Genomic DNA, 25,638 nt, shown 5'->3' with positions numbered 1-25,638 from the left:
CGGACAGGTTGGCACCCGCCGCGCCGCGCTCCTGACGGCTGCTCCATCAGCTTTCTGCCTGCCGCGAAGTCCCGGATGAGAATCTGGGACCAAACCGCTGACGAGGGGAGAAGCCCGTGAAGCACGCACTGAACCTGTGGCGTCAAGAGCTCGGTGAGGTGCCCGAGTCGGTCTGGCAGCAGACCGAGCTCCGCGTGCTGATCCTCGCGGACAACGGACTCACGGCCCTCCCACCGGGGATCGGGAAGCTGCACCTGCTGAACACCCTGGACCTTGGCCACAACGCGCTCACCTCGGTGCCCGACGAGCTGGGCGAGCTGACCGGGCTCAGGGACTGCCTCTACTTGCACGACAACCAGCTGTCACGGCTTCCGGATTCTCTGGGGAACCTGACGCGGCTGCGCTACCTCAACATCGGTGAGAACTCCCTCACCTCCCTGCCGGAGGCCATCGGCAGGATGGCCGGCCTCATCGAGTTCAGGGCACAGCACAACCGCCTCACCACGCTGCCGGACTCCATCGGCCAACTCCGCAACCTGCGTGAGCTCTGGCTCCGGGGGAATGCGATCGAGCACCTGCCGCCGTCGACCGCCGCACTGCACGAACTGCGACACCTGGACCTGCGCGAGAACTCCGTGGCCGAGCTGCCGCAGTCGCTGGCCGGCCTCCCGCGACTACGCCAGATCGACCTGCGGAGCAACCGCCTCAGCCGGCTGCCGGACTGGCTCGCCCTGATGCCATCACTGGAGAAGCTGGATCTGCGATGGAACGAGATCGACCCCTCCCTGCCGCTACTGACCGAGCTGGAGCGACAGGGATGCGTCGTCTTGACGTGAACGACACGCCACACGGCTTCTCACGCCGCAGGGCCGCCATTTCTGTCGGTTCCGCTACTCGTGAGCCCCCGGCCCGGCGGGACGGAGGTCGAGGACCACGGCGCCGGCGCTGAAGGTGGTGGTGCCGGCGAGGTTCCACGAGGTGGTGGGGATGCCCGCTTGGAGGCCGGACACCCAACCGGGTGCACGCGGACTGACGCGGGTGAACGATCTCGGGCGTGCGGGAATACCGGATGGAGCGTTTGGCGCCTCTTGGGCATGATCAGGTCATGGCCGGAATGAGGATAGTGGTGTGCCTGCCGGGTTCGGCAGCGGGACGGGTGGACGAGGCGGTCGCGGAGGCGATGGGCCCGTTCGAACGGGAGAAGGGACTCGGCGCGGAGTTCGACATCTGGGACTACTACCGGATCTGCGGCGGAGCGTCCGGTGCCGGCTTCGCTGTCCAGGCCGGCTTCGAGTCGGATCCACGCCTTCTGCACGACCGGCCGCGGTACGACGGCACGAGCGAGCCCAGTTTGCCCGGCATGTGCGCGGGCGGCCCCCGCGGTCTGCTCGACCTCAGTGCGAGCTACGCCGAGTCCGTCGCCCTGGCCGGCCGAGCTTGGGACCTGTGGGCGGACCTGTCCGGCCGCCATCCCGCTCCCCAGCCGTACGAGCTGTTCCTGGAACGCAGCAAGGCGGAGATGGGAGTACCGCCCTTCGCCCAGTTCTACGTGGAGGGGAAGCCGGATCCCTGGACCCCGGCTTGCGAGCGCTACCAGGCACAACCCCTCGTCGGTGCCTACCTGTCAGCGCTGGACGAGCTCAAGAGCGCAGCCCGCACCCACCGTTATGACCCCGGTTTCCTGGGCATCTGGGATCCCCTCATGAGCGTCGGTGGTCTCTCCCGCGAGGACTTCACCCGCGGCCACTCGCGGTACGACGGCGTGAACTTCCCCAATGTGCTCACCCTGGAAGGCTGGTGGTACGGGGACGGCGACGACGGGATCCACAGGGCCTGCGGCGGCCGTGCCGTGTGCCCGCACGCACCGGAGATCGCATCCGGATCACAGCAAGACGTACAGCGCTATCTGGACGGTGTGCCGGACGACGCTCTCCTGGTCTTCCTGCACCTTCACATCTGACCGGCGAATACCTGGATGCCGTCGTTGTCGAAGGAGGAAACGGGACACGTGCCGTCACAAACCCTTGTGGGCCCCCTACTGAGGAAAAGGCCCGTGAGGGAACCCCCTCATCCTGCTCCTGTCATCCGGCAAGCATCACTGGACAAACCAGTATTTACAGAGCATTCACGGCATGCGTGCGACCTATATTGCGTCGTGTGATCCAGTTACGTGGGCTTACCAAGCGGTACGGGGACAAAACCGCAGTCGACCACCTGACGTTCACCGTGCGCCCCGGCACGGTGACCGGCTTCCTGGGCCCGAACGGTGCGGGCAAGACGACGACCATGCGCATGATGCTGGACCTGGACCGGCCGACCGGTGGCAGCGTCACCATCGGCGGGAAGCGCTACAGCGATTTGCGCGAGCCGATGAAGCAGGTCGGCGCGCTGCTGGACGCGAAGGCCCTGCACCCCGCCCGCACCGCCTACCACCACCTGCTGTGGCTGGCGCGGTCCAACAGGATCCCGGACCGCAGGGTCGGAGAGATCCTGGAGGCAGTCGGCCTCGCCGCCGTGGCGCACCAGCGCGCGGGTGCCTTCTCGCTCGGTATGGGTCAGCGGCTCGGTATCGCCGCCGCGCTTCTCGGTGACCCCGAGACGCTCGTGCTCGACGAGCCCGTCAACGGACTCGACCCCGAGGGCATTCTCTGGATCCGCAATCTGATGAAGCAACTGGCGGCCCAGGGCCGTACGGTCTTCGTCTCCAGCCACCTCATGAGCGAGATGGCGTTGACGGCCGACCATCTGATCGTCATCGGTCGCGGTCGGCTGCTGGCCGACACGTCCACGGCGGACTTCATCGAGAACAACTCCCGTTCCGTCGTACGGCTGCGCACCACCCAGCCGGAGCGGCTGCTCGACGTCCTCGCCGGCGAGGGGATCGCGCCGGTCCTCACCGGGGACGGGGCCTTCGAGATCCATGACGGCGACGCCGAGACGCTCGGCGAACTCGCCGCCGCCCACCGGATCGCGCTGCTCGAGATCGGCTCGCAGCGTGCCTCGCTGGAGGAGGCGTTCATGCGGCTCACCGCGGGTTCGCTCGAGTACCAGGCCGGCGGCGCCGTGGACGCCGGCCCTGCCCCCTCCGGGACCTCGTCCCCGGAACGGGCGCCGGCCCTGATCCGCTCCCGCACCGGAAAGGAGTCATGACCATGGCCGCAACCACGGCCGTCCTCTGGGCGGAGTGGACGAAGATCCGGACCATCAGCTCATCGATGTGGACGCTGACGGCCGCGTTCTTCTCGACCATCGGCCTCGGTGCGCTCCTGAGCGTCATCCTGGGCGGCGAGTTCGACACCCTCGGCGCCGCGGAGCAGGCCGCCTTCGACCCGGTGATGACCAGCTTCATCGGCATGGGCCTCGGTCAGCTCGCGATGATCACCTTCGGCGTCCTGGTGGTCAGCAGCGAGTACGGCACGGGGATGATCCGCACCACGCTCGCCGCCGTGCCACAGCGCGGCCTGCTGTACTGCGCCAAGGCCGCGGCCGCCGCCGTACCGGGCCTGGCCGTGGGCATGGCCACCAGCGTCGCGACGTTCTTTGTCGGCCAGGCGCTCCTCGGTGACCACGGTGCCTCCCTCGGCGACCCCGGTGTGCTGCGGGCGGTCACCGGCGCCGGGGTGTACCTGACGCTCATGCTGCTGTTCGCGGTCGGCGTCGCCACGATGCTGCGCAAGGCGGTGCTCTCCCTCAGCGTCCTGATGGCCTACTTCTTCATGATCGCGCCGATCTTCAACTTCGTGCCCGCGACCAGGAAGGTCGGCTTCTTCTTTCCCGACCAGGCGGGCACGAGCGTCATGCAGGTGGTGCAGCAGGCGGACGGGCCGCCGTACGGCCCGTGGGCAGGGCTCGGCATCATGGCGCTGTGGGCCGCGGCCTCCCTGGCGGGCGGCTACTTCGCGCTCAAGCGCAACGACGCCTGACGACCGATCGCGCCTTCGCCGACGAGGCGAGCTGTTGCAGCACTGCCCCGGTCGCTTCGTTCAGCCTCACCGCCACTGCTGTGCTCCGCCCCGCCCCCTTGGTCATGAACAGTGATCATGGCCAAGGGCCGCCGACCGGGCGACAGGATGGGGGTGTGCGAGGACGACGTGCTGCCCGGTGGGCTTCCCTCCAGCAGCCTCAAGGAATACTGCACTGCGCCTGCAGTCTTTACCCCGACAGCTCTGCGACCTGACGTCCCTCCACGAACTTCTGGGGCACAGCAGTAGGACGCTTAATTCTTACTCCATGCGGGCGATATGGGGGGTTTTGTGGCCACGGGCAGGGAAGCTCACTGCGGAGGCACACCGAAGGAGCTGAGTATGGAGAAGAACGAACTCTACGCACGAGACATCAGCGGAGCGCAGTGGGGCAAGAGCAGCTACAGCCTACAAATCTGCGTCGAGGTCGCTGAGATCGGCGGCGGCGCTGTGGCGCTGCGGGACTCGAAGAATCCCGGTCTTGGTGACCTGCGGTTCACCCCCGAGGAGTGGGCTGCCTTCCGCGAGGGGGTGCGGGCGGGCGAGTTCGGCTGATTCACGACGTTCGCGACGTGTGGGGCTCTGCCAGCATGGCCAGGGCCCCACTGGTCTTGATCGATTCGCCGATCTCCTCTCGGCGCTCAATTTCCACTTCCACCACACAGATACACGGATGGACGCGTGACCGACCAAGTACGAACAGGTCAGGCAGCACTGGAACATGTGGACGGCACAGGGCCTATGGACCTGTCCCGTCCTGTCTGGGCGGCAGAGAACACCGTTCTGCGTCGCGTGGAGCCAAGCGACTGGGAAGTCGTCCTTGCGCTTGAGTCCTCATCGTCCTACCAGCGCGCCTGGGAGCGAGTCACCGCACCGCGCTCGCCTGACAACTGCCGGGAATGGCTGAAGCAGGAAGCAGCGAAGGGCCCCCTGGACGACAACTTCTTCCTCGCGATCACCGATCGGCAGCACAGGGGCATGGTGGGCTGCGTCAATACGACTCAAGCTGACCCCGTGGCAGGCCGCTTCTATCTGGGGATGGCGGTCGCCCCGGAACACCAGCGCAAGGGGTACGCCTGGGAGGCCGGACTTCTGGTACTCGGCTACATGTTCGGTGAGCGCCGCTACCAGAAGGCCCAAGCCTACGTGCACGACTTCAACAAGGTCTCACAAGCAGGCATGCTCGCCTTCGGAGCGACCCTGGAGGGCCGTCTGCGGCGACACGATTACTTCGGCGGCCGCTACCACGACAACCTCATTTTCGGCCTCACGGCCGAGGAATTCTTCGCTGCCCATGGAACCCCACGCGGGGGCGCGGGAATCCGTTCCCAGCCAGAGTCTCCCGCCTCGCCGCGTGTGACTGTGCAAGCCTGACGGATCCGTGGGTGAGTTGTTGACCTCGATTCTTCAGCAGGTTCGGCTGCCGACCCGATCGGCGGTTCGCCCGTAATGTCCCCCCTGACGGCGAGGCGGGCCATTGCATGACGCTGCGGCTGCGCCGCCTGCTCAAAGGGGCCAGCTGACCTCCACGAACTTCTGCGGCGCAGCACTAGGTTGAGCGGATGACCCGTCACATCCGTATCGCCGTGTGTCCCGTCACCGCCGTCACCGCCGTCACCGTCGCCGCCGTCTTCGGCGCCGGTGACGGCCCGGCGCAGGCCCAGCCGCGCGACGCGTTGGTGGCGCCGGCTGGGCCGGTGCTGGCGCCGCTGGTCGGGCTGGCCGCCGAGCGCGTGCTGCTCGCGGACCAGGTTGCCGCGGCCAAGTACGGGACCGAATCGCCGATCGACGAGCCCTCCCGGGAAAAGCAGGTTCTGGACGCCATGGCCGAGGAGGCGCGCGGCCTGGGCCTGGATCCGGCGGAGGCGACGGCGGTCTTCAAGGACCAGATCGAGGCGAGCAAGCTGGTCCAGCGGGAGCTCTTCCGGGCCTGGGACCGTGGCACCGCGCGGCCGCCCGAGCACCGACCGACGCTCGCCGAGACCCGGCCGCTGATCGACAGTGTCAACCACCGGCTCCTCGCGGAGCTGTCCGCGACCGACCCGGTGCGCGACGGAGCCCGCTGCGTGGTCCGGCTCGTCTCGGTCGAACGGAGGGTGGCCGGGCGGCTTCGATTGAGCCCCCTGCACGAGACCGGGTTGCTGAGGGCCCTGCCTTCGGTATGCCGGGCAGGCTGAATCCGGTCCCGCCTTCTGCATCCCTCTCATCGCCGGAGCGCAGTGTGCAGACCGAGCACGCGGTCTTTCCCCGCCTTGCGAAGCACCGCACAAGACGGGCTGATCCACGAAGATCGCCCGGACATCGAACAACGGGTCAACCTACGGTGCTGTCCACCCTGCTGAACATGATCGCGGCTTGTCCTGTTGGGATGACACTGCGCCCCTGACCCGGATTTCTGTCCTCGCGCCCACCGCTACCTTCCTCGCATGGAGCGAGCCGACATCCTCAGCAGCCTCGCTGTGAGCGGGAATGAGACCCGGCCCGGCACGCGGTGTGCCGGGCCGGGGCGGCGTTCAGAAGTTCCAGCTCTGGCTCTGCGCGCCGTTGCAGCTCCAGCTCACCAGGAGCTGGCCGATGTCAGGCCGGCCGGCCAGGATGTCGAGGCACTTTCCGTTGACCCGGTTACGGATCTCGTTGCCGTTCCGGTACCACTTCTGGTGGAGACCGCCGTTGCAGTCCCACATGCTCACCGAGCCCTGGTCACCCAGATGGGGGCCGTAGATCTCCAGACACTTTCCGTTCATGCTCGAGCGGATCTGCTCACCGTCCCAGTACCACTGCTGGTTGGTGCCGCCGTGGCAGTCCCACGTCACGGTGGAGGCGCCGTTCTCCTGATGGAACATGAAGATGTCGGCGCACCTTCCGTTCAGGTTGGACTTGAGCAGCGGTGCCGCGGCGAACGCGGGCGCGCCCGTCAAGGTACCGCCTGCCAGCAGTCCCGTGACCGCCGCCAGCAGCATCAGTCGTCGCACAGACCTCATGACTCTCCTTCGTATCGCCGTTGCGCGGTTGCGCTGGCCCATGTCTAGCCGCCGGTTGATGTCCGGCGCCGGAACGTGGATTCCGGACATCAACAGCTGGACATCCACCACCCATCACGGCTGCGGAACGGCGCAGAAAGGAAGGCCATGCCACGCCCCGAACGCCCGCTCGACCTGGACACCGGTCCACTGACCCGGTTCGCGGCCGACCTTCGTAAACTCCGCGAGGCGGCGGGACGGCCGGCTTATCGGGCACTGGCCAAAAGGGCCCACTATTCGTCCACGACACTGTCGGACGCCGCGGGCGGGCACAGGTTTCCGAGCCTTGGTGTCACGCTCGCGTATGTCGAGGCGTGCCAGGGTGACCGCCGCGAATGGGAAGCCCGATGGCATGCGGTCGCCGCCGAGATCGCCGCGAGCGCACAAGGCGATGAGCCCGGGGAAACCAGCCGGCAGAGCACACCGTACGCGGGGCTGTCGGCGTTCCAACCGGAAGACGCCGACCGCTTCTTCGGGCGCGAGCGGCTGACCGGCGAGGTGCTCGCGAAGGTGCGTGACCGCCGGTTCCTGGCGGTCTTCGGGCCGTCCGGATCAGGGAAATCCTCGTTGCTGCGGGCGGGGCTCGTTGCCCGCGCGCGGGCAACGGGGTGGCCGGTGATGCTGTTCACGCCGGGCCCGCATCCTGTGGAGGAGTGCGCGATCCGCCTGGCCGCGGTGACGGGAGAGACTCCCGGCGCGCTGATGACCGAGCTGCGGGACGATCCGGTGGCGCTGCACCTGCGGATCCGGCAAGCCGTGATCGACCGCTCACCGGACGTTGACGCGCTGATCGTGGCCGACCAGTTCGAGGAGGTCTTCACCCTCTGCAGGGACCGAGACGAACGAGACGCGTTCATCACCATGCTGATCGCCGCCACCACGGCGACGACCAGCCGGACCCGGGTGGTACTCGGCGTGCGCGCCGATTTCTACGGCCACTGCGTCCAGGACCCCCGGCTGGTCGAGGCGATGCGCGAAGCGCAGATCGCGGTAGGTCCGATGAGCAGCCAGGAGCTGCGCGAGGCCATCACCCGGCCGGCCGTGCTCGCCGACTGCACGGTGACCGGCCCGTTGCTGGCGGCCGTGGTCGCGGACGCGACCGGGCAGCCAGGTGCGTTGCCACTGGTCTCGCACGCGATGGCCGAGACCTGGCGCCGCCGCAGCGGCAGCCGCCTGACACTGGACGGGTATCTGGCGGCCGGCGGCATCCAGCACGCGCTCGCACACACCGCTGAGGCCGCCTACCGGGCGCTGTCGCCGGTGCAGCAAGACCTCGCCAGATCGCTGTTCCTACGGCTGACCGCGCTGGGCGACGGTACCGAGGACACCAGGCGCCGGATCACCAGGAACGAGCTGGACCCGAACCCCGACACCACCCACGTACTCGAATCCCTTGCCCGGCAACGGCTGGTGACGCTGGACGAGGGGTGCGTCGAGATCACCCACGAGGCGATCATCCGGTGCTGGCCGAGGCTGCGCGGCTGGCTGACCGAGGACCGGGACCGGCTGCTCTTGCACCGGCAGCTCACGGAAGCGACCGCCGACTGGGAGGTGCAGGACCGCGACCCGCACGCCTTGTACCGGGGTGCCCGCCTGGCCGCGGCGCTGGACCTGGCCGCCGCGGACGGCAGCCGGCTGACCTCCAAGGAACGGCGCTTCCTCGGAGCGAGCCAGGAAGCGCAGGCCGGCGAGATGGCGGCGGTCAGGCGCCGGACGGTCCGCCTGCGGCAGCTGGTCACGCTGCTCACCGTGCTGGTGGTCATCGCGGCGACCGCCGGCGGGCTGGCCGTCGACTCGCGCGACTCGGCCATTCAGCAGCGCAACGTGGCCATTGCGCGGAAGGCCGCCGCGGACGCGGCCGAGGTGCGGCAGCAAGACCCCGCGCTCTCCGCGCAGCTGAACCTGGCCGCGTACCGTCTGGCAGCCACCGGCGACGTCCGCGACCAGCTCATGAGCGCGTTCGCGACGCCGTACTCGAGCCGGCTCACCGGCCACACCTCCGACGTGGTCTCGATCTCCTTCGACCCGAAGGGCACGGTCCTGGCCACCGCGAGTTGGGACCGCACAGTCCGGCTGTGGGACATCGGGGACGCCCACCACCCTGTACAGCTGGCCGTCTTGAATCAGCCGGAGCGGCTGATGTCGGTGGCGTTCGGGGAGGGCGGCCGTGTCCTGGCCACGGCGAGCGAACGATCGGTGCGGCTGTGGGACGTGGCGAACCGGCGTGCGCCCGCCGAGCTGAGCACGCTGCCCGATCAGCGGTCCGCGCCGACGTGGGTGGCGTACCAGCCCGGCGGCGTCATGGCCACAGGCCACACCGACGGCGCGGCGCGGCTGTGGAACGTGAACGATCCCCGCCACCCGCGGCTGCTGGCCAGCTTGCCGGGCCACACCGGCACGGTCACCTCGGTGACGTTCAGCCCGGACGGCCGCACGCTGGCGACGACCGGCGACACCACCGCCAGACTGTGGGATGTCGTCGACCCCGCGAATCCGCTCCTCCTCGAGGTTCTGCGCGGACACACGGACACGGTTACCTCAGCCGCCTTCAGCCCTGACGGCCGGACCGTGGCGACCGGGAGCTGGGACCGCACCGCACGGGTCTGGGACATCTCCAGCAGCCCGCGAACGCAGCCACCTGCTGTCCTGCTGGGGCATCCCGCGATCGTCTGGTCGGTGGCATTCAGTCCGGACGGCAGCACGCTCGTCTCGGTGGGCGGGTCCACCCTGTTCTGGGATGTCGCCGCCCCGGCAAAGCCGAAGCGGATCAGCATGGTTCAGGGCGGGTTCTACCAAGCCGCGTTCAGCCCGGACGGCCGCATGCTCGCCAACTCCGACCGGCTCCTGGACCTGCGGGATCTGTCGCTCGCGACCCACGACGACGTGGTCACGTCCCTGGCGTTCGGCCCCGGCGGCCACCTGCTCGCCAGCGCCAGCTGGGACGGCACCGCACGGCTGTGGCAGGTCACCGGCGGCCGGGCCCTGTGGCCGCTGTCGGTCCTGCACGGGCACACCAAGTTCGTCCGGTCCGTGGCGTTCAGTCCGGACGGACGCACCCTCGTCACCGCGAGCGAGGATGCCACCGTCCGCGTCTGGGACGTGACCGATCCACGCAGGCCGCGGCTGGCATCGGTCTTCACCCCCGATGCCGGCGAAGTCGGCGGCGCCGGTTTCGGCCCGGGCGGCCACCTACTGGCCGTCTGGGCACAAGGTACGGCCGGGCTGTGGGACCTGACCGATCCCGGCCATCCCCGGCCACTGAGCCGGATCGCCGAGGACGGGCCGCACGTCACGATGGCCTCGTTCCGGCCGGACGGCCGCACGCTGGTGACGAGCACAGGCGAGTCCGGTTCGCTGCGGTTCTGGGACATCAGCGATCCGCGCAGCCCCCGGGAACTGCCGTCCCCGTTCCGGTCCGACCCTCTGACCGGCGGCGTGTTCAGCCCCGACAACCGGAGACTGGCCGCCTTCCACCGAACGGACAAGACGGTCTGGCTGATTGACGTCAACGACATCGGCCGGCGAGGGAAGGTGACGCACCTACCGGCGTCCGGCTCCTGGCTCTACACGCTGATCTTCGACGCGGACGGCCGCCGGCTGGCGGCCGGCGCCGGGGACAGCAAGGCCCTGCTGTGGGACGTGAGCGGTGCGGCCACTCCCGCTGTCCTCACCGGCCACTCGAACCCTGTACCGGCCGTGGCATTCAGCCCGGACGGCAACACCCTGGCCACCGGAGGCAACGACTTCACGATCCGGCTGTGGGACACCGGCCTGGACAGGGTCGCCGCCCGCATCTGCGACAGCGCGTACCCCCGGATCACCAGAGCCCAATGGGCACTGCACTTCACGGCGGTCGACTTCAACCCACCCTGCCCCGCCGCATGACACCACCCATCCCGAGCACGACATCCTGAAAGCCGGCTCACCTGCCGTAGCAGTCGACGCTGCCGTCCTGCCCGAACCTCCGGCGGTACTGCACCACGACTCTTTCGTGAGGGGGCACAGTCGTCGCGCAGCCCCGTGAAACTGCTGCCCCCTTCAGGTACCTCGACCGGAACCCGATGATCGCCCGACGCGGTCACCGGGCACCTGACCACCCGCCCGCGCTGCCCACACGGGGTCACAGGACAGACCCGGACTTACGGAAACGGACCATATGACCACGCATCAGACCACGTCACTCCTCCTCGGCCTCGCCGCCATCGTGATCCTGGCACGCGTACTCGGCGCGCTGGCCCGGCGACTCGGCCAGCCGGCGGTAATCGGTGAGGTCCTTGCCGGCATCGCTCTGGGACCGACCCTGTTTCACGGGGCGATCTCCGACGCCCTCTTCCCCGTATCCATCCGGCCCCTGCTGGGCGCTCTGGCCGCGGTCGGCGTCGCGGTCTTCATGTTCATCATCGGCCTGGAATGGGACGCCAAGCTGATACGCGGCAGCGGCAGCCTTGCCGCCACCGTCTCGTTCAGCTCCATCCTGGTGCCCTTCGGCCTCGGCATGGTCCTGGCGCTCTATCTGATGGACGAGTACGGCACCGGCGACCAGACAGCGTTCATGCTGTTCATGGGCATCGCCATGTCGATCACGGCGTTCCCGGTGCTGGCCCGCATCCTCACCGACCGGAAGATGACGCGTACCCCGCTGGGCGTGGTGGCTCTGGCCTGCGCCTCCATCGACGACGTGCTCGCGTGGACGGTGCTCGCCGGCGTCGTCGCCATGACCGGCTCGGCCGGCTCGGACCAGTGGCGCATCCTGCTCGCCATCCCGTACCTGCTGGGCATGCTCTTCGTCCTGCGGCCCCTGCTGAAGCGCTACGCGGCCCGCCGGCCCGCACTCCGGCTCACCCCGACCGTGTTCGCGTGCGTCGTCGCGGGGCTGCTGCTGTCCGCTGCCGTCACCGAGTGGGTGGGTCTGCACTACATCTTCGGCGCGTTCCTCTTCGGCGTGGTCCTCCCGCGCACCGGTACCGAGCGGCTCCGCTCCGAGGTGCACGACCGCCTCGGGGAGATGAACGGCACGCTGCTGCTCCCGGTGTTCTTCCTCGTCGCCGGCCTCAAGGTCGACCTCTCGGGTCTGGACATGGGCGGGCTGGGCGTCCTGGCGCTGATCCTCCTGGTGGCCGTCGGCGGCAAGTTCACGGGCGCGTTCGCCGCCGCCCGGCTGAACCGGATGCCGGTGCGGCAGTCGGCTGCGCTCGCCGCGCTGATGAACACCCGCGGCCTGACCGAGCTCATCGTCCTCAACGTGGGTCTGCAACTGGGCTTCCTCGACCAGAGCCTCTACTCGCTCATGGTCGTCATGGCCGTGGTCACGACCGCGATGGCGGGCCCGCTGCTGAGCTGGCTCCTCGGCCGGCCGACGGCCGACGACCTGCCCAAGGCATCCGCGGCATCCGCGGCACCCGAGGCGTCCGATCGCACGGCAGAAGCGGTACGCACGAGCGTCTAGACGTCGGCTGGCTCAGGAGCGCCCGGAGCGGGGTCGTCACCGACCGGTGACGACCCCGAACCCATGTTAGATGTTTAGCTAATGTGCTAAATATCTAACATGACAGAAACCCAGGACGAGGCAGGGGCCTTTCGTGCGCTCGCTGATCCGACGAGGCGCCAGATCCTTGAGGACCTCAGAGGTGTGGAGCTGGCGGCAGGCGAGATCGCGAGCAGGTTCGCGATCAGCGCGCCGTCCATTTCACGGCATCTCGGCGTGCTCAAGGGAGCGGGACTGGTCACCGAGCGCCGGGACGGCAACCGGATCCTCTACACACTGGCCGAGGATCGCCTCGCGACCTGCATCGGTCGGTTTCTCAGCGCCGTCTGCCCCGAGCAGATCGTCCTGCGCCACACCAAATGGCGCCCCGGGGCGCAGAGTGAGGGATCATGAGGCAACCGCGCCTGTCCAGCGTCGTTGAACGACGGTTGCTGGTGAACTACCGGGTCGCCCCGGACGCCGCAGTACGCCTGCTTCCCGAGCCGCTGCGCCCGCAACTGGTGCACGGCCATGCAGTTGCGGGCATCTGCCTGCTGCGGCTGGGAAGTGTCCGGCCGGTCGGGGCCCCCAGGGCGTTCGGGCTGCGGAGCGAGAACGCGGCGCATCGGATCGCCGTCGAATGGGACGGACCGGACGGCGTCGAGACCGGCGTCTACATCCCGCGTCGCGATACCGCCTCGCGGCTCAACGTCTGGGCCGGAGGCCGCGTCTTCCCCGGCGAACACGGCCGCGCCGATTTCGAGGTGCACGAGACACCCGACCAGGTGCGTGTCGCCTTCGCGACGCGGGACGGCGACACCCGGGTGGACGTCACCGTCGAGCCGTCCGACGAGCTGCGGGGCAGCGAGCTCTTCGCCGATCTCGCCGAGGCTTCCCGCTTTTTCAAGGCGGGGCGAAGGGGTACTCGGCCACCAGGTCCGGCCGCCACCTGGACGGCATGGAACTGCACACCGACGCCTGGCACGTGGAAGCCGGCCGGGTTCGCTCCGCCGCGTCGTCCTTCTTCGACGACCTGGACCGGTTCCCGCCAGGGAGCGCAACCCTGGACTGCGCCCTGGTCATGCGCAACGTCCCCGCCAGTTGGTGGCCGCTCCCGACCATGGCCGCCGACCGCGGCGCTTGACTCGCCGGGATGGAGACCTCGGGACGCCGAGAGCGTGCGTCCGTCGGGTGGCTGATGAGCGCGTACGTGGCCCCGCCTGAGAACCGTCAGGCCGATGACCCGCTGTCGACCACCAGGTCGGTGCCGACCACTGCGCCGGCTTCGGGCGAGGCGAGGTACAGCACTGCGGCCGCCACTTCCCCGGCCTCCGCTACCCGGCCGAGCGGGTTCTCCGTCTTCACGCGCTCGGCACGGTCGGCCTCGGTCTCGCCGGCCCGCAGCGACATGGGAGCGGCGGAGGCGCCAGGGCTGACCGCGTTGATGCGGATGCCCTGGTGGATGTGGTCGAGAGCGGCGGCGCGGGTCAGGGCGGAGACCGCTGCCTTTGAGGTGATGTATGCGGCGGCGTTCGGGATCCGCATGTGTGCGCCCAGGTTGGAGGAGATGTTGACGATGGTGCCGCCGCCGTTCGCCTTCATGTGGGCGATCTCGTGCTTCATCGCCAGCCAGACGCCGGTGACATTGGTCCGCAGTACCGCGTCCCAGTCCTCCTCGCTCACCTCGCCGACGGGTACGGTGCCGCGGAGTATCCCGGCGTTGTTGACCGCGATGTCGAGTGAGCCGAAGCGGGTGACGCTCTCGCGTACGAGGTTCTGGAGCTGGCCGGAGTCGGTGACATCGGCTGTGACGGCGGCGGCCGTGCCGCCGGCGGCCTCGATGAGGCCGGCCGTCTCGTCCAGGGTGGCCGCGGTGCGTCCCGCGGCGACCACGGATGCTCCTTCGGCTGCGAAGGCGAGCGCGATCGCGCGGCCGAGGCCGGAGCCCGCGCCGGTGACGAGGACGGTCTTGCCGGTGAAGCGGTTCATTTCGGTGACTCCCTTGAGTGATGGATTACTTGGTGCGGTGGTTCAGGAGGGCGACGACGGCGAGGGCGGCCCCGGTCGCGGCCAGGGACAAGGCGTCGCTGCCGAGCGTGAGCAGGACGGCGAAGAGGACGGTCGGGCCGAACTCCATCGCGGTGTTCAGCACGCCACCCGCGAGCCCGGTCTGCTGTTGCGGTACACCTTCGGTGGCGAGCACGGCGGCTCCCGCGAAGGAGGCCGCGGTGCCGGCCGGCAGCAGCACGAGGCCCGGCAGCAGTCCATACGCGTACCCGGTGTGCGCATCAAGCCCGGTGAACGCGAGGACGGCGAGCCCGGCCGCGCCCGTGGCGAGCCCGGCGGCCGTGACGGCTCGGGCACCGTACCGGCCGATGAGCGCACCTGCCGCGCGGCCCGAGGCGATCAGCGTGACGGCGAACGGCACGAAGGCGGCCGAAGTCTGCAACTGTGACCAGTCGCGCGCCTGCTGGAGGTGGAGCGAGAGAACCACGAAGGTCATAGCGGTTCCGCAGGCGCTCATCGCGATGGCAGTGAGAGCGAGGGCCCGCCGGCGGTCGAGCAGGAAGCCGGGTGGCAGCAGCGGGTCGCGGGCCCGGCGCTCGGCGTACCAGAACGCGGCCAGCAGCGCGGTTCCGCCGACCAGCGGCACGACCACGCCGGCCGAGGACCAGGGTTGGGCGTCGGTGACGACGAGCCCGTAACTGGCGAGGGTGATCCCGGCGGTGGCGAGCAGAGCACCCGGCAGGTCGAGGGTTCTGCCCCGGTTTGGGGCGGTGTCCGGCAGCAGCCGGGGCGTGAGGGCGAGGGCCACGAGGGCCACCGCGAGTGGTACGGCGAAGGTCCAACGCCAGGACAGCAGCGACGAGATGACGCCGGACAGGAGATTGCCCGCAGTCGCGCCGAGCACTGACAGCCCGCCCCAGGTGGCCATCGCCCTGCCGTACGCAGCTGAAGAGGGTAAGGCGGCGCGCAGTACCGCCATGGCGGCCGGTGCGACCAGAGCCGCTCCCGCACCCTGTGCGAAGCGCGCCGCGAGCAGCGCCCCGATACCGGGGGCGAGCGGGGCAGCGGCCGAGGCGCCGGCGAAGAGGGCGAGGCCTGCAGTGAGGGCGCGCCGCCCACCGTAGCGGTCGGCGAGGCGTCCACCGAAGAGCAGCAGCCCGGCGAAGGTCAGTCCGTAGGCGGCGCTGAGCAGGATCAAGTCGGCGCGTGGCAGGTCGAATTCACGCCCGATGCGTGGCAGCGGCACGTTAATCGCGGCGAGCGTGAAGATCAGCACGGTCTGGACGCCGCCGAGCAAGGCGAAGGCGTACCGGTGCCGGGTGGTGGCGGCCGGGGCGGCGTCTGTGGCGGTCTTTTCCCCCGATTTCATTTCCCTCTATTCTTGACTGATCGGTCCAATATTTGGGCATGAAGAAGGGAGCCCGGGCGGCTCCCATGTGTGCGATTCGGTCAGTCCAGCAGGGTCAGCGCCTGCTCGGCTGCGTCCCGCACCCGGGCGGGATCGGTCGACGCCTTGCCGACGATCCGTACGCCCTGTAGCAGGACCAGCAACATGCGGGCCAGCGCGCGTGGATCGCGGTGCTCGGGCAGCTCGCCCTGGGCCCGGGCCCGTGTGAGCGCAGAGTGCAGCAGGGTTTCGACGTGCTCCCAGCTGGTCTCGACCCGGCGAGCCGCCGCATCGTCGTGCGGGGCCAACTCGGCCGCCGTGTTGGTGACGAAGCAGCCGCTCAGTCGGGTCCCAGGGGAAGCGGCCTCCGCGGCGAAGCGCCGCACCATCGCCCGTACCGCGGGCAGTGCGGGTCCCGGCTGGGACAGCTCCGAGAGGAGCGGCGGATTGTGCGTCTCGGCGTACCGGTCCAAGGCCTTCAGGTACAACTCGTGCTTGCTGCCGAAGGTCGCGTAGATACTGGCGCGGCCGATGCCCAGGTGCTCGACGAGATCCGTGAGCGACGTCGCCTCGTAGCCGCGCCGCCAGAACAGCTCGAGGGCTGACTGCAGCGCGGCATCCGGATCGAATTCCTTGGTCCTGGCCACGTTGAAGATCATAGAGGTATCTAGAACGTTCGGTCAATAACTGCGCACCACCGAAGCCGGTGATTGCCGCCGCGTGAAGGGTCCTTGCTGCTCTGTGTGCTCTGCCCGAACCGGAGGTCCGGGCAGAGCACACACCCTCTATGCAGCCGGCTCCGGCTCAGCAGCCGCCGCAGTTGTAGAAGGTCACGTCCCAGTGGTTGCCCTCGTCGGCGTAGACGTTGCCGGCCCCGGACTTCCATTGCGGGGCGCCGTCGCCGCGCAAGCCGATGTAGCTGAACGTGTTCTTGATGTAGTTCCCGAGACAGGTGTACTTGCTGAAGTCGAGCTTGTAGCCGTTCCAGTGCGAGTAGGTGCCGCCGGCGTGGCCGGTCTCGGTGCCGCCGGTGATGTTCAGGGCGCAGCCGCTGGCGCTCTTGAGGGTCTGGGCGCCTTGCGCGGTGGCGAGGTTGAGCTGCTCGAAGGACGTGCAGGTCGGGTTGTTGCGGTCCGAGCAGCCGCCGGACGAGGACCAGGTGATGGCGGAGTTGCGGAACATCGAGGTCGCGGTGGCGTGGCTGATCTTGGTGGCCGCGTGGGCCTCACCGGCGCCGCCGAGGACGCCGACGCCGGGGGCGAAGAGCGCGCCGAGGACGAGGACGAGGGCGGTGAGGACGGAGCGGAGTCTGTTTCGTCGTGTGCTGCTTGTGGCCGTGTCGCCGGCCTGGGATGACGTCATGAGCTTTCCTCCTGGTGCGGATTCGGCGGATTCGGCGGATGGGTGCGGAGGCACTGAGCGGAGAGCCGCTGGGTCTACCCGCGTCGACCCTCGGGCGCGGAAGACCCCGGGGATGCAGTCTGGGGAGCCTGGGGGGATCAGACGGCGGAGCGGAAGGCCGGCAGGTATCCGCTGGCGTGGCCCGTGGCCGTGGGGTGGTAGCTGTTGGAGACGGGCACCGAGACGCTGTGCAGCCAGGCGTCGCCCGAGCAGATCTCGTGGCCGGTGAACTCGTCCACGACGCTGGAGTAGGAGAATCCCGCGTTGGCGGCCTGCTTCGCGAGCATGCCGTTGAGGGCGTCGCTGCCCCGGTTGATCGCAGCCCGCTCGGTTTCGCTCAGGCCGGCGATGCAACTGCCGTTCAGCTGGTAGAAGCGCGGATAGCCGAGCACGACGACATGAGCCTGCGGCGCCTTGCTGCGGATGGTGCCGTAGAGGGACGAAAGGCTGCCGGGGAGGGTGTTGTTGACCTGTGCGATGGCGTTGTTCACCGCGTTGACGCAGGTCGACTCGCTCTGCAGGACGCAGGTCTGCATGACGTTCGCGAATCCGACGTCGTTGCCGCCGGCGGTGACGCTGACGAGCGTGGTGGAGCTGTTGAGCGGCGTCAGCTGGCTGCTCTTGACGGTGCTGGTCGTCGCTCCCGAGCAGGCGGTGAAGGAGAAGGAGGCCGGGGCGTTGGCTGCTGCCCACAGGGACGGGTAGGCCTTGCTGCTGCGCTGGCAGCTGCCGCTGTCGGACAGGTAGCTTCCGGCGCCCACCCCTGAGGAGTAGGAGTCACCGAGAGCGACGTAGCGCTCCCCTGCTGCCGTGGCGGCGGAGGCGGGGTGGGTGAGCCCGAGGGTCGCGGCGACCAGGGTCAGTAACGAGGGCACGACCCATCTCAATTTGTACATGTGCATGACAAAGAACTCCTTGCGGCTTTGTGGGGATCAGGAGTTGTCGAAGCGTCACTCTTCTAGCAGTCATCGACGCCCTCGCGATAGGCGTGTGCAGCGGAATGCTTCTTTCTGCACTGCTGAGGCTCGTGGGTGGTGCGAGGGCAGGGGGAGCGTCTTCGCTGCGGAAGTGGGCGAGAGCGGCGGGCGGAAGGTCAGTGCAGTCGGCCCGCGCCCGCGCGGTGGTCGACGAGGGCGGGCACGGCCTGCGGCACGTCGACCCGCGTGCGCAGCGTCGGCGTCCACCCCGCGTCGGCGCGCAGGATCTCGCCGGGGAACTGGGCGTTGTGGGCCGCGAGGAGGTCGACCTGCCTGCCGTTGACGAAGTTGCCCGCAGTGGTGACCGGGGCGTCCTTCCACTTCTTGAGGATCTCTCCGGCCTGGACGCCATCGGCGAGCGTGAAGGCGTTCTTCTCCGCGACGAGCTGGGACTCGATTCCGATGCTCAAGCTGTAGGAGTGTGCCGAACCGGGCACCACGAAGTGATTGTTGTACGCGTCGACCTTGCCGAAGCGGACCCGTGGCGCCCTCTCGACGACGTTCTCGAAGAGATTGTGGTGGAGGGTGACGCGCAGCTTGCCGCGGTCGCGGCTCAAGTCCGTACGGCCCTCGGGCCGGCGCAGCCGCCGAAGAGCCCCGAGGACGCCGTCGGGGCACAGACGGCCGCCGTGCTGCGCGAGTGTGCCGACGCGTCCGCATCCGCTCTGCACGCGCGCCTGATCGCCGCCGCGCGTACCGCCGCGCCCGGCATCCGCATCACCGTGCACGGCTCCGCGTCCCCCTGGGCCACCGGGGCCTTCGCGCCCCTGGGGCCGAGGGTCGCCGAGGGCATCGACGCGGTGGTCGCCAACTGCTGGGCGGCCGACTCAGGTTCCGGGTCCGGGTCCAGGCCCGAGCCCGGGCCCGCGTCCGGCGGAGGTCCGGTTGCCGCCCTCCGCGATCTTGCGCCACCCGCCACCGCCGTCGGCGGCTACTTCCGTCCCGAGACCCTGCCCGCGGGGCTCGGCGAGGCACACCTCTACCACCTGGGCCTGGTCCCGCTTGCGGGCCCTCGTCGCCGCCCTGCGGCGCGCGTGAGCCGTACGGTGTGTGGAAACGGATCGAGCGAAAGTCATGCGAACGACCACGGCACATCACCGGACCGTTCCCCTGGTCGGCCGTAACTCGTTCACAACCCGTGACAACCTCTGACGCGCAGGACCGTGCCGAACGGAGCCCGACACGGGACCTGCCTGACCGGGCGGTACTACCCGTGCAGGCAAGGAAGCCGATCGCGCGGCCGGCCGGCCAAACCAGCGCCGCCGGCACCGGACCCGGCCCTGCCGGGCCGCCGGGCAAGAGCGCCGGCGCCGGGCTGTTGCGCGGAACCGGTGGGGTTCTGACGGCAGCGGCCGGCGCGCTTCTGGGCATCGCCGGCTTCCTGGGGACCTTCCTGCGGCCCACCTCCGATGACTGGTGCATGGCGTGGAAGACCCGGGACATGGGCGTCCTGGGTGTGACGTCCGACTTCTACCTGACACAGAACGGGCGGATCACCAACGCCTTCCTCAGCGGGGTCGTCTACTCCCACGGCATGCTCGGCCCGCAGGTGCTCTCCACGGTTCTGATCATCGCCCTCGGGCTCGGCCTGTACCTGCTGGCCCGTGAAATGCTCGGCGCGCTGGACGTGCGGGCACCTCTGGCAGTCCTGGCGCCCGCGGTGCTGGTGGTGGAGGCGCTGCTGTTCCTCGGCGGTACCCGCACTTACCAGATGCTGTGGGCCCCGGCCGCCATCTCGCACATCCTGCCCAGCGTCCTGGGCATCTGGGCCCTGCTCGCCGCCATCCGCGCGGCCCGGAGCCCGAGGCGACGGCCACGACAGGCGGCGCTCGTCGGCGCCCTGGTGACAGGCTTCGCGATCGGCACACTGAGCGAGCCGTTCCTCGCCGTCAGTGGCGTGACCGCAGCCACCGCCGCGCTCCTGACCCTGCCCCGGCTGCCATTGGCCCTACGGCTCGCGCGAACCTGGTACCCGTTCACCTGGTCCACCCTGTACTGCGCGGGCCTGACCGCCGGCCTGGCCGTGCTCTACACCTCGCCCGGCGCCGCGTGGCGCCGCGCACAGCGCCCACCACGAGAATTCAGCGCACGGCGCCTGGCACGCGACTGGGTCCACATCTGGGACACCATCCTCAGCCAGTGGGCCTACCTCGGCGCCGCTGCCGCGGGCGTACTCCTCGGCCTCGCGCTCACCCTCACCTCCAGTCAACCGCAGCCACCCGTCACCCGCCGGCGTGGTCTCCCGCAGCCGGCGGCACGGCTCCTGCTGATCCTCCCGATCCCCGTCCTCATCCTGTCGTCCCTCGCAGTCGCTCACGGCCTGCGTCTGGGATACGGCGGCAACGGCTGGACCTACGCCCGCACCTGGACCAGTTTCCTCATCCCGTACCTGGCCACCCTCACCCTGTACGGGGCACTCCTCGGCCACTGGGTCGGACAACGCGCACACACGCCCGACAAGCCACGTCTCCCTCGGGCAGCGGCCCTCCTGGCGGGCACCTTCACTCTCGCTGCCCTGGCCGCCCTGATCCCCGCCGCCCAGCAACTCACCTCTCAGACAGTCACCCGGGCACTGCGCTGGGACGCCCAAGACGCCCGTATCCGCGACGAGGTCACCGAAGGAGCCGGCAGCGTGACCTACGGGGCGATGCCCATCGGATCCCTCGCCGAGCCCTACTTCTCCCGTCAGGAAGGAAAAGACTGGGTCGCGCCGTGCACCGCCAAGTACTACCAAGTCCAGCAGATCCACAAGCCCTGACCTGACTCCAACGTCGGATCAACAGGCTGGACTTGGCAGGGAAGGCGAAGGGTCATTGGCGCCCTGAAGCACGGGCGGACGATCGAGCAGTCCCCGGTGCTGCCGGTCGTCGCTCACGCCTTCGCCCTCCCCGCACCGGCCATGCCGTACCTGAAGCCCCAGCACAGCAGCGGCAGATCGGTACCGGCGCCGCCCGCGAGCGTGCGGCAGCGGCGGCGACGCATCCTGCTTCTCGGCCTTCCAATGCCACACCACGAAGGCCACCCTTGACCACCCGCGTCCCCCGGGAGGCACCGGGAGGCACCGGCACTATCCGGTCAGCCTGGATAGACGTTCGATGAACCGCGCGCAGCCAACAGCAGGTCAACGCCCCACGTACGGCTGTCCCGCCGGCTGTCACCGTCCGTTTGTGCGTGATCACGAAGGGCACGCACCCGGTCCGAGCTGCCTGAACGACCGTTCGGTCGCCGATAATCGAACGAGATGTCTGTAAATCGGCGTTCGATGTGCATGCACCCTTCACACCCGACAGACTCAGCGGTGTCCAGTCGGCATATCGCAGCCAACTGCTGCTTCTTCCCTTCGAATTGAAAGTGAGTTCCGTCGTGCGTCACCGCATCGCTGCTGTCTCCACTGCCACCCTCCTGACCCTGGCCGGCGCCACCGGCCTCGCGGAGGCACAGCCCGCCAGCCTGTACGCCCCCTCCGCCGTGGTCCTGACCGTCGCCCAGGGCGAGTATGCGGACACCGTCGTGCGGGCGTCGACCCTCAGCTGCGCGCCGACCGCCCAGGGAACGCATCCCGACCCCAAGGCCGCCTGTGCGGCCCTCGCCGCCACCGCCGGCACCCTCGACGAGCTCCTGGCCGCCCCGGACTCGAACCGCGCCTGCCCGATGCACTACGCCCCCGTCACCGTCACCGCAGACGGCGTCTGGCAGGGCAGCCGCATCTCCTGGAAGCACACCTTCTCCAACGCGTGCACCATGTCCGCGACCTTCAACGGAAACACCGTCTTCGCATTCTGACCGCTCCTCCTGGGTCGTCCGCCCTGCGCGTCCGCCCCCGCTCCTCCCCGGGCGGGGGCGGACGCGCGAACTGCCACAGGACGCGCGTGCAGTTGACGGACGAGGAATGGCGGTACGTCGCTCCGCATCTGCCGATCGGCAGGGAGCTCCGCGGTGCGCTCACTCAATCCGGTGGTCTTCCCGTGCTTCGGCCGACTCCGGAAGGCTCTTGCGTGACACTCGCGACGTGGCAGAGACATCACCACCTCCGGATGAGCGCGCCCCGAATACCCGCGGCCGGCATGCGAAGCGGCCGGCTGATCGCACCACGGTCGGCCTCGGGTTGTCCTTTGCCCGGTGGGTTCTCACTCCGCGTACGGCCTGGCGGGCCAGACGCCTCATGGCGGAGTCCGGGCCGGGCCTGGGCGCAGACGCAGCCTGGGAAGCTGTCCGGCTGGCCAGCCACCCGGACGAGGCTGGTTACGGCAGGCACCGTCGGGGTGGCAACGCCGAGGGCGGCCCACAGTAGATGGCGCAAGCGCAGGGGGCGGGCAGTCCCGGACCAATTGGTCCGGGACTGCGGGCTTAGGGGGCGCCTCCCCGCTTGCGGGGGCGAGCTCGGGGCGGGTGAACCGCTCGGTGGCCGGGATCGTTTCCCGGGCCCTGGCCGAGAGCCCGGCGACAAGGTTGGCCAGCTCGCGGGCTCGCCATCCGACGACAACCCGAAAACCTCAGTCACCACCGCAGCCCGCCCCACTCCTGCGATCCGCCTCGCCCCCGCCAGCAGGACCGTGTCCTGGCCCGGGACAACCGGGGCGAGGGCGGCAAACGGGGAACGGCAGCCCGCGGCTGATCCTGTTGCTCTGCGTCGCGGACAGCGCAGGACGCTGTTTCTAGATTCTTTTCTAGAAAGAGTTGACGGTATGCCAGCTGGCCCGGATCGTGGTTGAGGCGGTAACGGTCCCGTCCGGTACGTCATCTGGTGAAGAAGTGAGGGGGCAGGCTGGTGGGGGAAGTTTCACTTCTTGCCGAGGTGTCCGTGTCGGACCCGGGCGAGCTGCGTTCGCTGCGCGAACATCTGCGGCTGATCCCCGGCGTGGACGTCGACCAGGCTCCAGGCGTCCCCGGGGAGGGGGAACTGGGTGTCTGGGACGTCCTGCAGGTGACGGCCGTCGGCAGCGGGGCGCTCGCTGTGGCCGTCAGAACCCTCCCGGAGTTCATCCGCTCACGCCGTTCCAGCGTCACGGTCACGGTGAAGACGGCCGGGAAGACGGTGACCGTCACCGCCCAGAACATCGACGAGGCGATGCCCATCGTGGAGAAGGCGCTGGATGCCTGACGCCTTGGACCGTGACTTCTCGCGGTCACGGGCTGTCCTGATGGGCACTTGGGACTACCGCCACCTGCGACCAGTACCCGCAGCGGAGCACAGCCTCCAGCGGATGCGGGCCTTGCTGACCGGGCCGCTGTGCGGCACCTGGCCCGAGGAGCGGGTGTCCTTCGTCGGGAACCGGGCCAGGCTCGGTGAACTGCCACACGAGCTCGTGCTGGGATTGCGCGACGCAGTGGACGTCGCCTTGTTCTACTACGTCGGCCACGGCCAGTACGACAATGACGACAGGCTCTGCCTCGCGTTGGGCGACTCCAGCCCGGATGCGGTCTTACGGACAACCACCAGCCTGACCTTCGACGCCGTGCGCCAGGCCTTCCGCGCCAGCAAAGCGGCCACGAAGATCGCGATACTGGACTGCTGCTTCGCCGGCCTGGCCGCCAGTCAGGACGGCAGGCTCGCCGGAGCGGACGACATGCCCCGCTCCCCGGGATTCTGCCTCCTGATGGCCAGCGGCGAGTTCAGCACCGCTTGGTTCGAGAACACGACGGAGAGCCCACAGCCCCAGACCTACTTCACCAAGTACCTGGCCGACCTCATAGAACACGGCGTCCCGGGCGGACCGGCCGGCCTCGCCCTCGGCCCGATCTTCCAGGATGCCGCCCACGCGCTGGTCCGCGACGGCAAACCCCCGCCCAGAAGCCGCTTCAGCGACCACGCAGCCGAATTCGTCTTCGCCCGGAACCGCGCCCACCCGCAATTCGAATCCTCACAGCGGTCCAGCCTGCCCGGACCGTCCCGACGGACACCATCCGGGCCGACGGTTGAACTCCCCGCGCCCACCGGTGCACCGGCTGACAGTTCCGCACTCCGCCCGGACGCCGACGAAATGTACGTCGCCGCCCTTGCCCTGGAAGAAGGTTCGGGCGGTGCGAAGAGACTCGCAGAAATCGAGTCGCTGTACCGTACGGCCGCCGATCTGGGACAGCCCGATGCGATGGCCCGCCTCGGCCTCGTTGTTGAAGGAAGAACACGGGCAAGGCTCCAAGGAGAACTCTTCGGCGAGAACTCCGACGGGGACATCGAAGCGGCAATGTACTGGTACAGGAAAGCCGCCGACCACGGCAGCGTGTTCGGAGCGTTTTGGCTCGGTCTCCTGTACGAGGACCGGCTGGGGGACACCTCCGAGGCGATGAAGTGGTACGAGACGGCCGCCCGCGGCGGACACCAAGGCGCGAGGACGGCGCTGGACGGTCTGCGGGACAGGCTGTCACGCGGGCTCGGCCCGCTGACCCGCTCGGCCGGCTTCAAGGGGGCCCCACGTTCAAACCACCCGACCGGAAACAGGCGGTAGAAGGGATCGGCATGACCAACAGGTACGCGGACGAGCAGCTCGCCATCGTGGCAAAAATGGTGAGGCGTACGGTGACGCGGCGGGAACGCGCTCGTTTCGACAAGAACTTCGACCGGTGGATGAGGGAGGAGTGGAACGGGAGTGAGATGCGCTCCTTTGTCGCATGCCTGGCCGCGGTTTCCACGGCGTGTGGCGGTGCCCGCGGCGAGTGGGGGACGCTCGCCGAGGATGAACAGCAGGCTATGGTCCACTACTTCGGCATGGCGTATCTGCCGACGAGGGACGAAGCCTATGCCGATGCGGAGGAGTTCGTGGAATCCGAGGTCCGTCGCGCCACAGTTGGCATGAAGGAATTCGCCCAGTACCTAGTCCGGATGTTCTCAGATCCCCGCGGGTAACCGCCCATGAGCAAGCCAGCCTGCCGGGCCTATACATAGGGTCGAGCAGGTCGAGCAGGTCGCACCGGGCATCGGCGACGGTCGGTGCGTTGGCCGGTCCGACCGTGTGCAGGCCCTCCATGCTTCCCTCGCGCCAGGCCCGGCGCCGGCGTTCCACCGACCTCAGGCTCATCCACAAGTCCTTCGCGCTCACCACGGTCTTCTCACCCGCCGCGAACCGCACCCCGGTTAGCCGGCGGGACCGCCTGTCTGAGATGGCAAGGGCCAGGGATGGGCCGGGTCCTCGGTGATCTCCACCTGCTGGGGGGTGTTTCTGGGGAAGGCCCAGATGCGGCCCAGGGTGCTGGTGGCGGTCACCGTGGTTGCGTCCAAGGTGACTTCGGTGAACGGATTGGACGAGCAGGAGACTGCGATCCATTCCAAGGTGTTGTGGTCATCGTCCCGAGTCAGGGCGACCCAGCCGATACCGCCGTGATCCGATGATTCACCTGCCAGGGCACGGCTTCCGGCGTAAGTGCATGAGGCAAACATCGTATCGACGTTCATCCAGTCGCTGGGGGTCCACTCGGTGGCCCG

The 25,638-nt window shown here is 69.0% G+C and carries 24 protein-coding genes and 2 pseudogenes; 18 read left to right on the top strand and 8 right to left on the bottom strand.

Going from position 1 to position 25,638, the window contains the following annotated elements; translation table 11 throughout:
- Positions 1-116 precede the first annotated feature (116 nt).
- The 7 genes from JIW86_RS04340 (at position 117) to aroQ (ending at position 6,139) form a co-directional block, all read left to right on the top strand.
- On the top strand, positions 117-836 hold the full coding sequence (locus JIW86_RS04340; RefSeq protein WP_257552582.1) for a leucine-rich repeat domain-containing protein: 720 nt from the start codon (positions 117-119) through the stop codon (positions 834-836).
- Positions 837-1,105: 269 nt separating this feature from the next.
- On the top strand, positions 1,106-1,960 hold the full coding sequence (locus tag JIW86_RS04335; protein ID WP_257552581.1) for a hypothetical protein: 855 nt from the start codon (positions 1,106-1,108) through the stop codon (positions 1,958-1,960).
- Between the two features lie 197 nt (positions 1,961-2,157).
- Positions 2,158-3,150 (top strand): ABC transporter ATP-binding protein, encoded by a 993-nt coding sequence (locus JIW86_RS04330; protein WP_257552580.1) that lies wholly within the window; start codon positions 2,158-2,160, stop codon positions 3,148-3,150.
- The gene (locus JIW86_RS04325) at positions 3,147-3,923 is read left to right on the top strand and encodes an ABC transporter permease subunit (RefSeq protein ID WP_257552579.1); all 777 of its coding nucleotides are present in this window, start codon (positions 3,147-3,149) and stop codon (positions 3,921-3,923) included. The genes JIW86_RS04330 and JIW86_RS04325 overlap by 4 nt, the downstream gene beginning before the upstream one ends.
- Before the next feature lie 381 nt (positions 3,924-4,304).
- A complete protein-coding gene (locus JIW86_RS04320) occupies positions 4,305-4,517 on the top strand; it encodes a DUF397 domain-containing protein (protein WP_257552578.1) in 213 nt (70 codons plus the stop codon).
- 126 nt (positions 4,518-4,643) lie between these two features.
- Positions 4,644-5,336 carry a GNAT family N-acetyltransferase gene (locus JIW86_RS04315; protein ID WP_257552577.1) on the top strand — a complete coding sequence of 231 codons (693 nt, stop codon included), beginning with the start codon at positions 4,644-4,646 and terminating at the stop codon, positions 5,334-5,336.
- 188 nt (positions 5,337-5,524) lie between these two features.
- Entirely contained in the window at positions 5,525-6,139 is a 615-nt protein-coding gene (aroQ, locus tag JIW86_RS04310; protein ID WP_257552576.1) for a gamma subclass chorismate mutase AroQ, read from the top strand.
- Positions 6,140-6,475: 336 nt separating this feature from the next.
- Here aroQ and JIW86_RS04305 read toward each other — a convergent pair whose 3' ends face one another.
- Positions 6,476-6,943 carry an RICIN domain-containing protein gene (locus tag JIW86_RS04305; RefSeq protein WP_257552575.1) on the bottom strand — a complete coding sequence of 156 codons (468 nt, stop codon included), beginning with the start codon at positions 6,941-6,943 and terminating at the stop codon, positions 6,476-6,478.
- Positions 6,944-7,090: 147 nt separating this feature from the next.
- Here JIW86_RS04305 and JIW86_RS04300 point away from each other — a divergent pair, with 147 nt between their 5' ends.
- The 5 genes and pseudogenes from JIW86_RS04300 (at position 7,091) to JIW86_RS04280 (ending at position 13,590) form a co-directional block, all read left to right on the top strand.
- The gene (locus tag JIW86_RS04300) at positions 7,091-10,867 is read left to right on the top strand and encodes a hypothetical protein (RefSeq protein WP_257552574.1); all 3,777 of its coding nucleotides are present in this window, start codon (positions 7,091-7,093) and stop codon (positions 10,865-10,867) included.
- Between the two features lie 271 nt (positions 10,868-11,138).
- Entirely contained in the window at positions 11,139-12,428 is a 1,290-nt protein-coding gene (locus tag JIW86_RS04295) for a cation:proton antiporter (protein WP_257552573.1), read from the top strand.
- Positions 12,429-12,527: 99 nt separating this feature from the next.
- Positions 12,528-12,860, top strand: coding sequence for a metalloregulator ArsR/SmtB family transcription factor (locus JIW86_RS04290; RefSeq protein ID WP_257552572.1), 333 nt, complete (start codon positions 12,528-12,530; stop codon positions 12,858-12,860).
- A pseudogene (locus JIW86_RS04285) lies at positions 12,857-13,252 on the top strand (DUF2071 domain-containing protein); the annotation flags it as partial. The gene JIW86_RS04290 and the pseudogene JIW86_RS04285, both read left to right, overlap by 4 nt.
- Before the next feature lie 152 nt (positions 13,253-13,404).
- On the top strand, positions 13,405-13,590 hold the full coding sequence (locus tag JIW86_RS04280) for a hypothetical protein (RefSeq protein WP_257559638.1): 186 nt from the start codon (positions 13,405-13,407) through the stop codon (positions 13,588-13,590).
- A gap of 86 nt (positions 13,591-13,676) precedes the next feature.
- Here JIW86_RS04280 and JIW86_RS04275 read toward each other — a convergent pair whose 3' ends face one another.
- The 6 genes and pseudogenes from JIW86_RS04275 to JIW86_RS04250 form a co-directional block, all read right to left on the bottom strand.
- Entirely contained in the window at positions 13,677-14,435 is a 759-nt protein-coding gene (locus JIW86_RS04275; RefSeq protein ID WP_257552571.1) for an SDR family NAD(P)-dependent oxidoreductase, read from the bottom strand.
- A gap of 25 nt (positions 14,436-14,460) precedes the next feature.
- A complete protein-coding gene (locus tag JIW86_RS04270) occupies positions 14,461-15,822 on the bottom strand; it encodes an MFS transporter (protein ID WP_257552570.1) in 1,362 nt (453 codons plus the stop codon).
- Between the two features lie 80 nt (positions 15,823-15,902).
- Entirely contained in the window at positions 15,903-16,487 is a 585-nt protein-coding gene (locus JIW86_RS04265) for a TetR/AcrR family transcriptional regulator (RefSeq protein WP_257552569.1), read from the bottom strand.
- A 157-nt stretch (positions 16,488-16,644) separates the two neighbouring features.
- Complete coding sequence (locus JIW86_RS04260; RefSeq protein WP_257552568.1) at positions 16,645-17,202, bottom strand: hypothetical protein; 558 nt, start codon at positions 17,200-17,202, stop codon at positions 16,645-16,647.
- Between the two features lie 137 nt (positions 17,203-17,339).
- The gene (locus JIW86_RS04255; RefSeq protein ID WP_416237659.1) at positions 17,340-18,137 is read right to left on the bottom strand and encodes an SGNH/GDSL hydrolase family protein; all 798 of its coding nucleotides are present in this window, start codon (positions 18,135-18,137) and stop codon (positions 17,340-17,342) included.
- Between the two features lie 197 nt (positions 18,138-18,334).
- A pseudogene (locus JIW86_RS04250) lies at positions 18,335-18,766 on the bottom strand (pectate lyase); the annotation flags it as partial.
- On the opposite strand from JIW86_RS04250, the gene JIW86_RS04245 reads away from it, so the two are divergent.
- The 6 genes from JIW86_RS04245 (at position 18,737) to JIW86_RS04220 (ending at position 25,062) form a co-directional block, all read left to right on the top strand.
- The gene (locus JIW86_RS04245; RefSeq protein WP_257552566.1) at positions 18,737-19,342 is read left to right on the top strand and encodes a hypothetical protein; all 606 of its coding nucleotides are present in this window, start codon (positions 18,737-18,739) and stop codon (positions 19,340-19,342) included. The pseudogene JIW86_RS04250 and the gene JIW86_RS04245 overlap by 30 nt on opposite strands.
- 89 nt (positions 19,343-19,431) lie before the next feature.
- Positions 19,432-20,976, top strand: a complete 1,545-nt coding sequence (locus JIW86_RS04240) for a DUF6056 family protein (protein WP_257552565.1) — start codon at positions 19,432-19,434, stop codon at positions 20,974-20,976.
- Between the two features lie 593 nt (positions 20,977-21,569).
- On the top strand, positions 21,570-22,001 hold the full coding sequence (locus tag JIW86_RS04235) for a subtilase-type protease inhibitor (protein ID WP_257552564.1): 432 nt from the start codon (positions 21,570-21,572) through the stop codon (positions 21,999-22,001).
- A gap of 985 nt (positions 22,002-22,986) precedes the next feature.
- The gene (locus tag JIW86_RS04230) at positions 22,987-23,319 is read left to right on the top strand and encodes an effector-associated constant component EACC1 (RefSeq protein WP_215149462.1); all 333 of its coding nucleotides are present in this window, start codon (positions 22,987-22,989) and stop codon (positions 23,317-23,319) included.
- Complete coding sequence (locus JIW86_RS04225) at positions 23,312-24,664, top strand: caspase, EACC1-associated type (protein ID WP_416237523.1); 1,353 nt, start codon at positions 23,312-23,314, stop codon at positions 24,662-24,664. The genes JIW86_RS04230 and JIW86_RS04225 overlap by 8 nt, the downstream gene beginning before the upstream one ends.
- An 11-nt stretch (positions 24,665-24,675) precedes the next feature.
- Positions 24,676-25,062, top strand: a complete 387-nt coding sequence (locus tag JIW86_RS04220) for a hypothetical protein (RefSeq protein WP_257552563.1) — start codon at positions 24,676-24,678, stop codon at positions 25,060-25,062.
- 228 nt (positions 25,063-25,290) lie between these two features.
- On the opposite strand, the gene JIW86_RS04215 is transcribed toward JIW86_RS04220, so the two are convergent.
- A complete protein-coding gene (locus tag JIW86_RS04215) occupies positions 25,291-25,608 on the bottom strand; it encodes a hypothetical protein (protein ID WP_257552562.1) in 318 nt (105 codons plus the stop codon).
- Between the last annotated feature and the right edge of the window lie 30 nt (positions 25,609-25,638).

Origin of the sequence: Streptomyces sp. NBC_00162 (assembly GCF_024611995.1) — a bacterium.
Taxonomy (GTDB): domain Bacteria; phylum Actinomycetota; class Actinomycetes; order Streptomycetales; family Streptomycetaceae; genus Streptomyces.
This window is presented reverse-complemented; position numbering and strand designations above follow the sequence as displayed.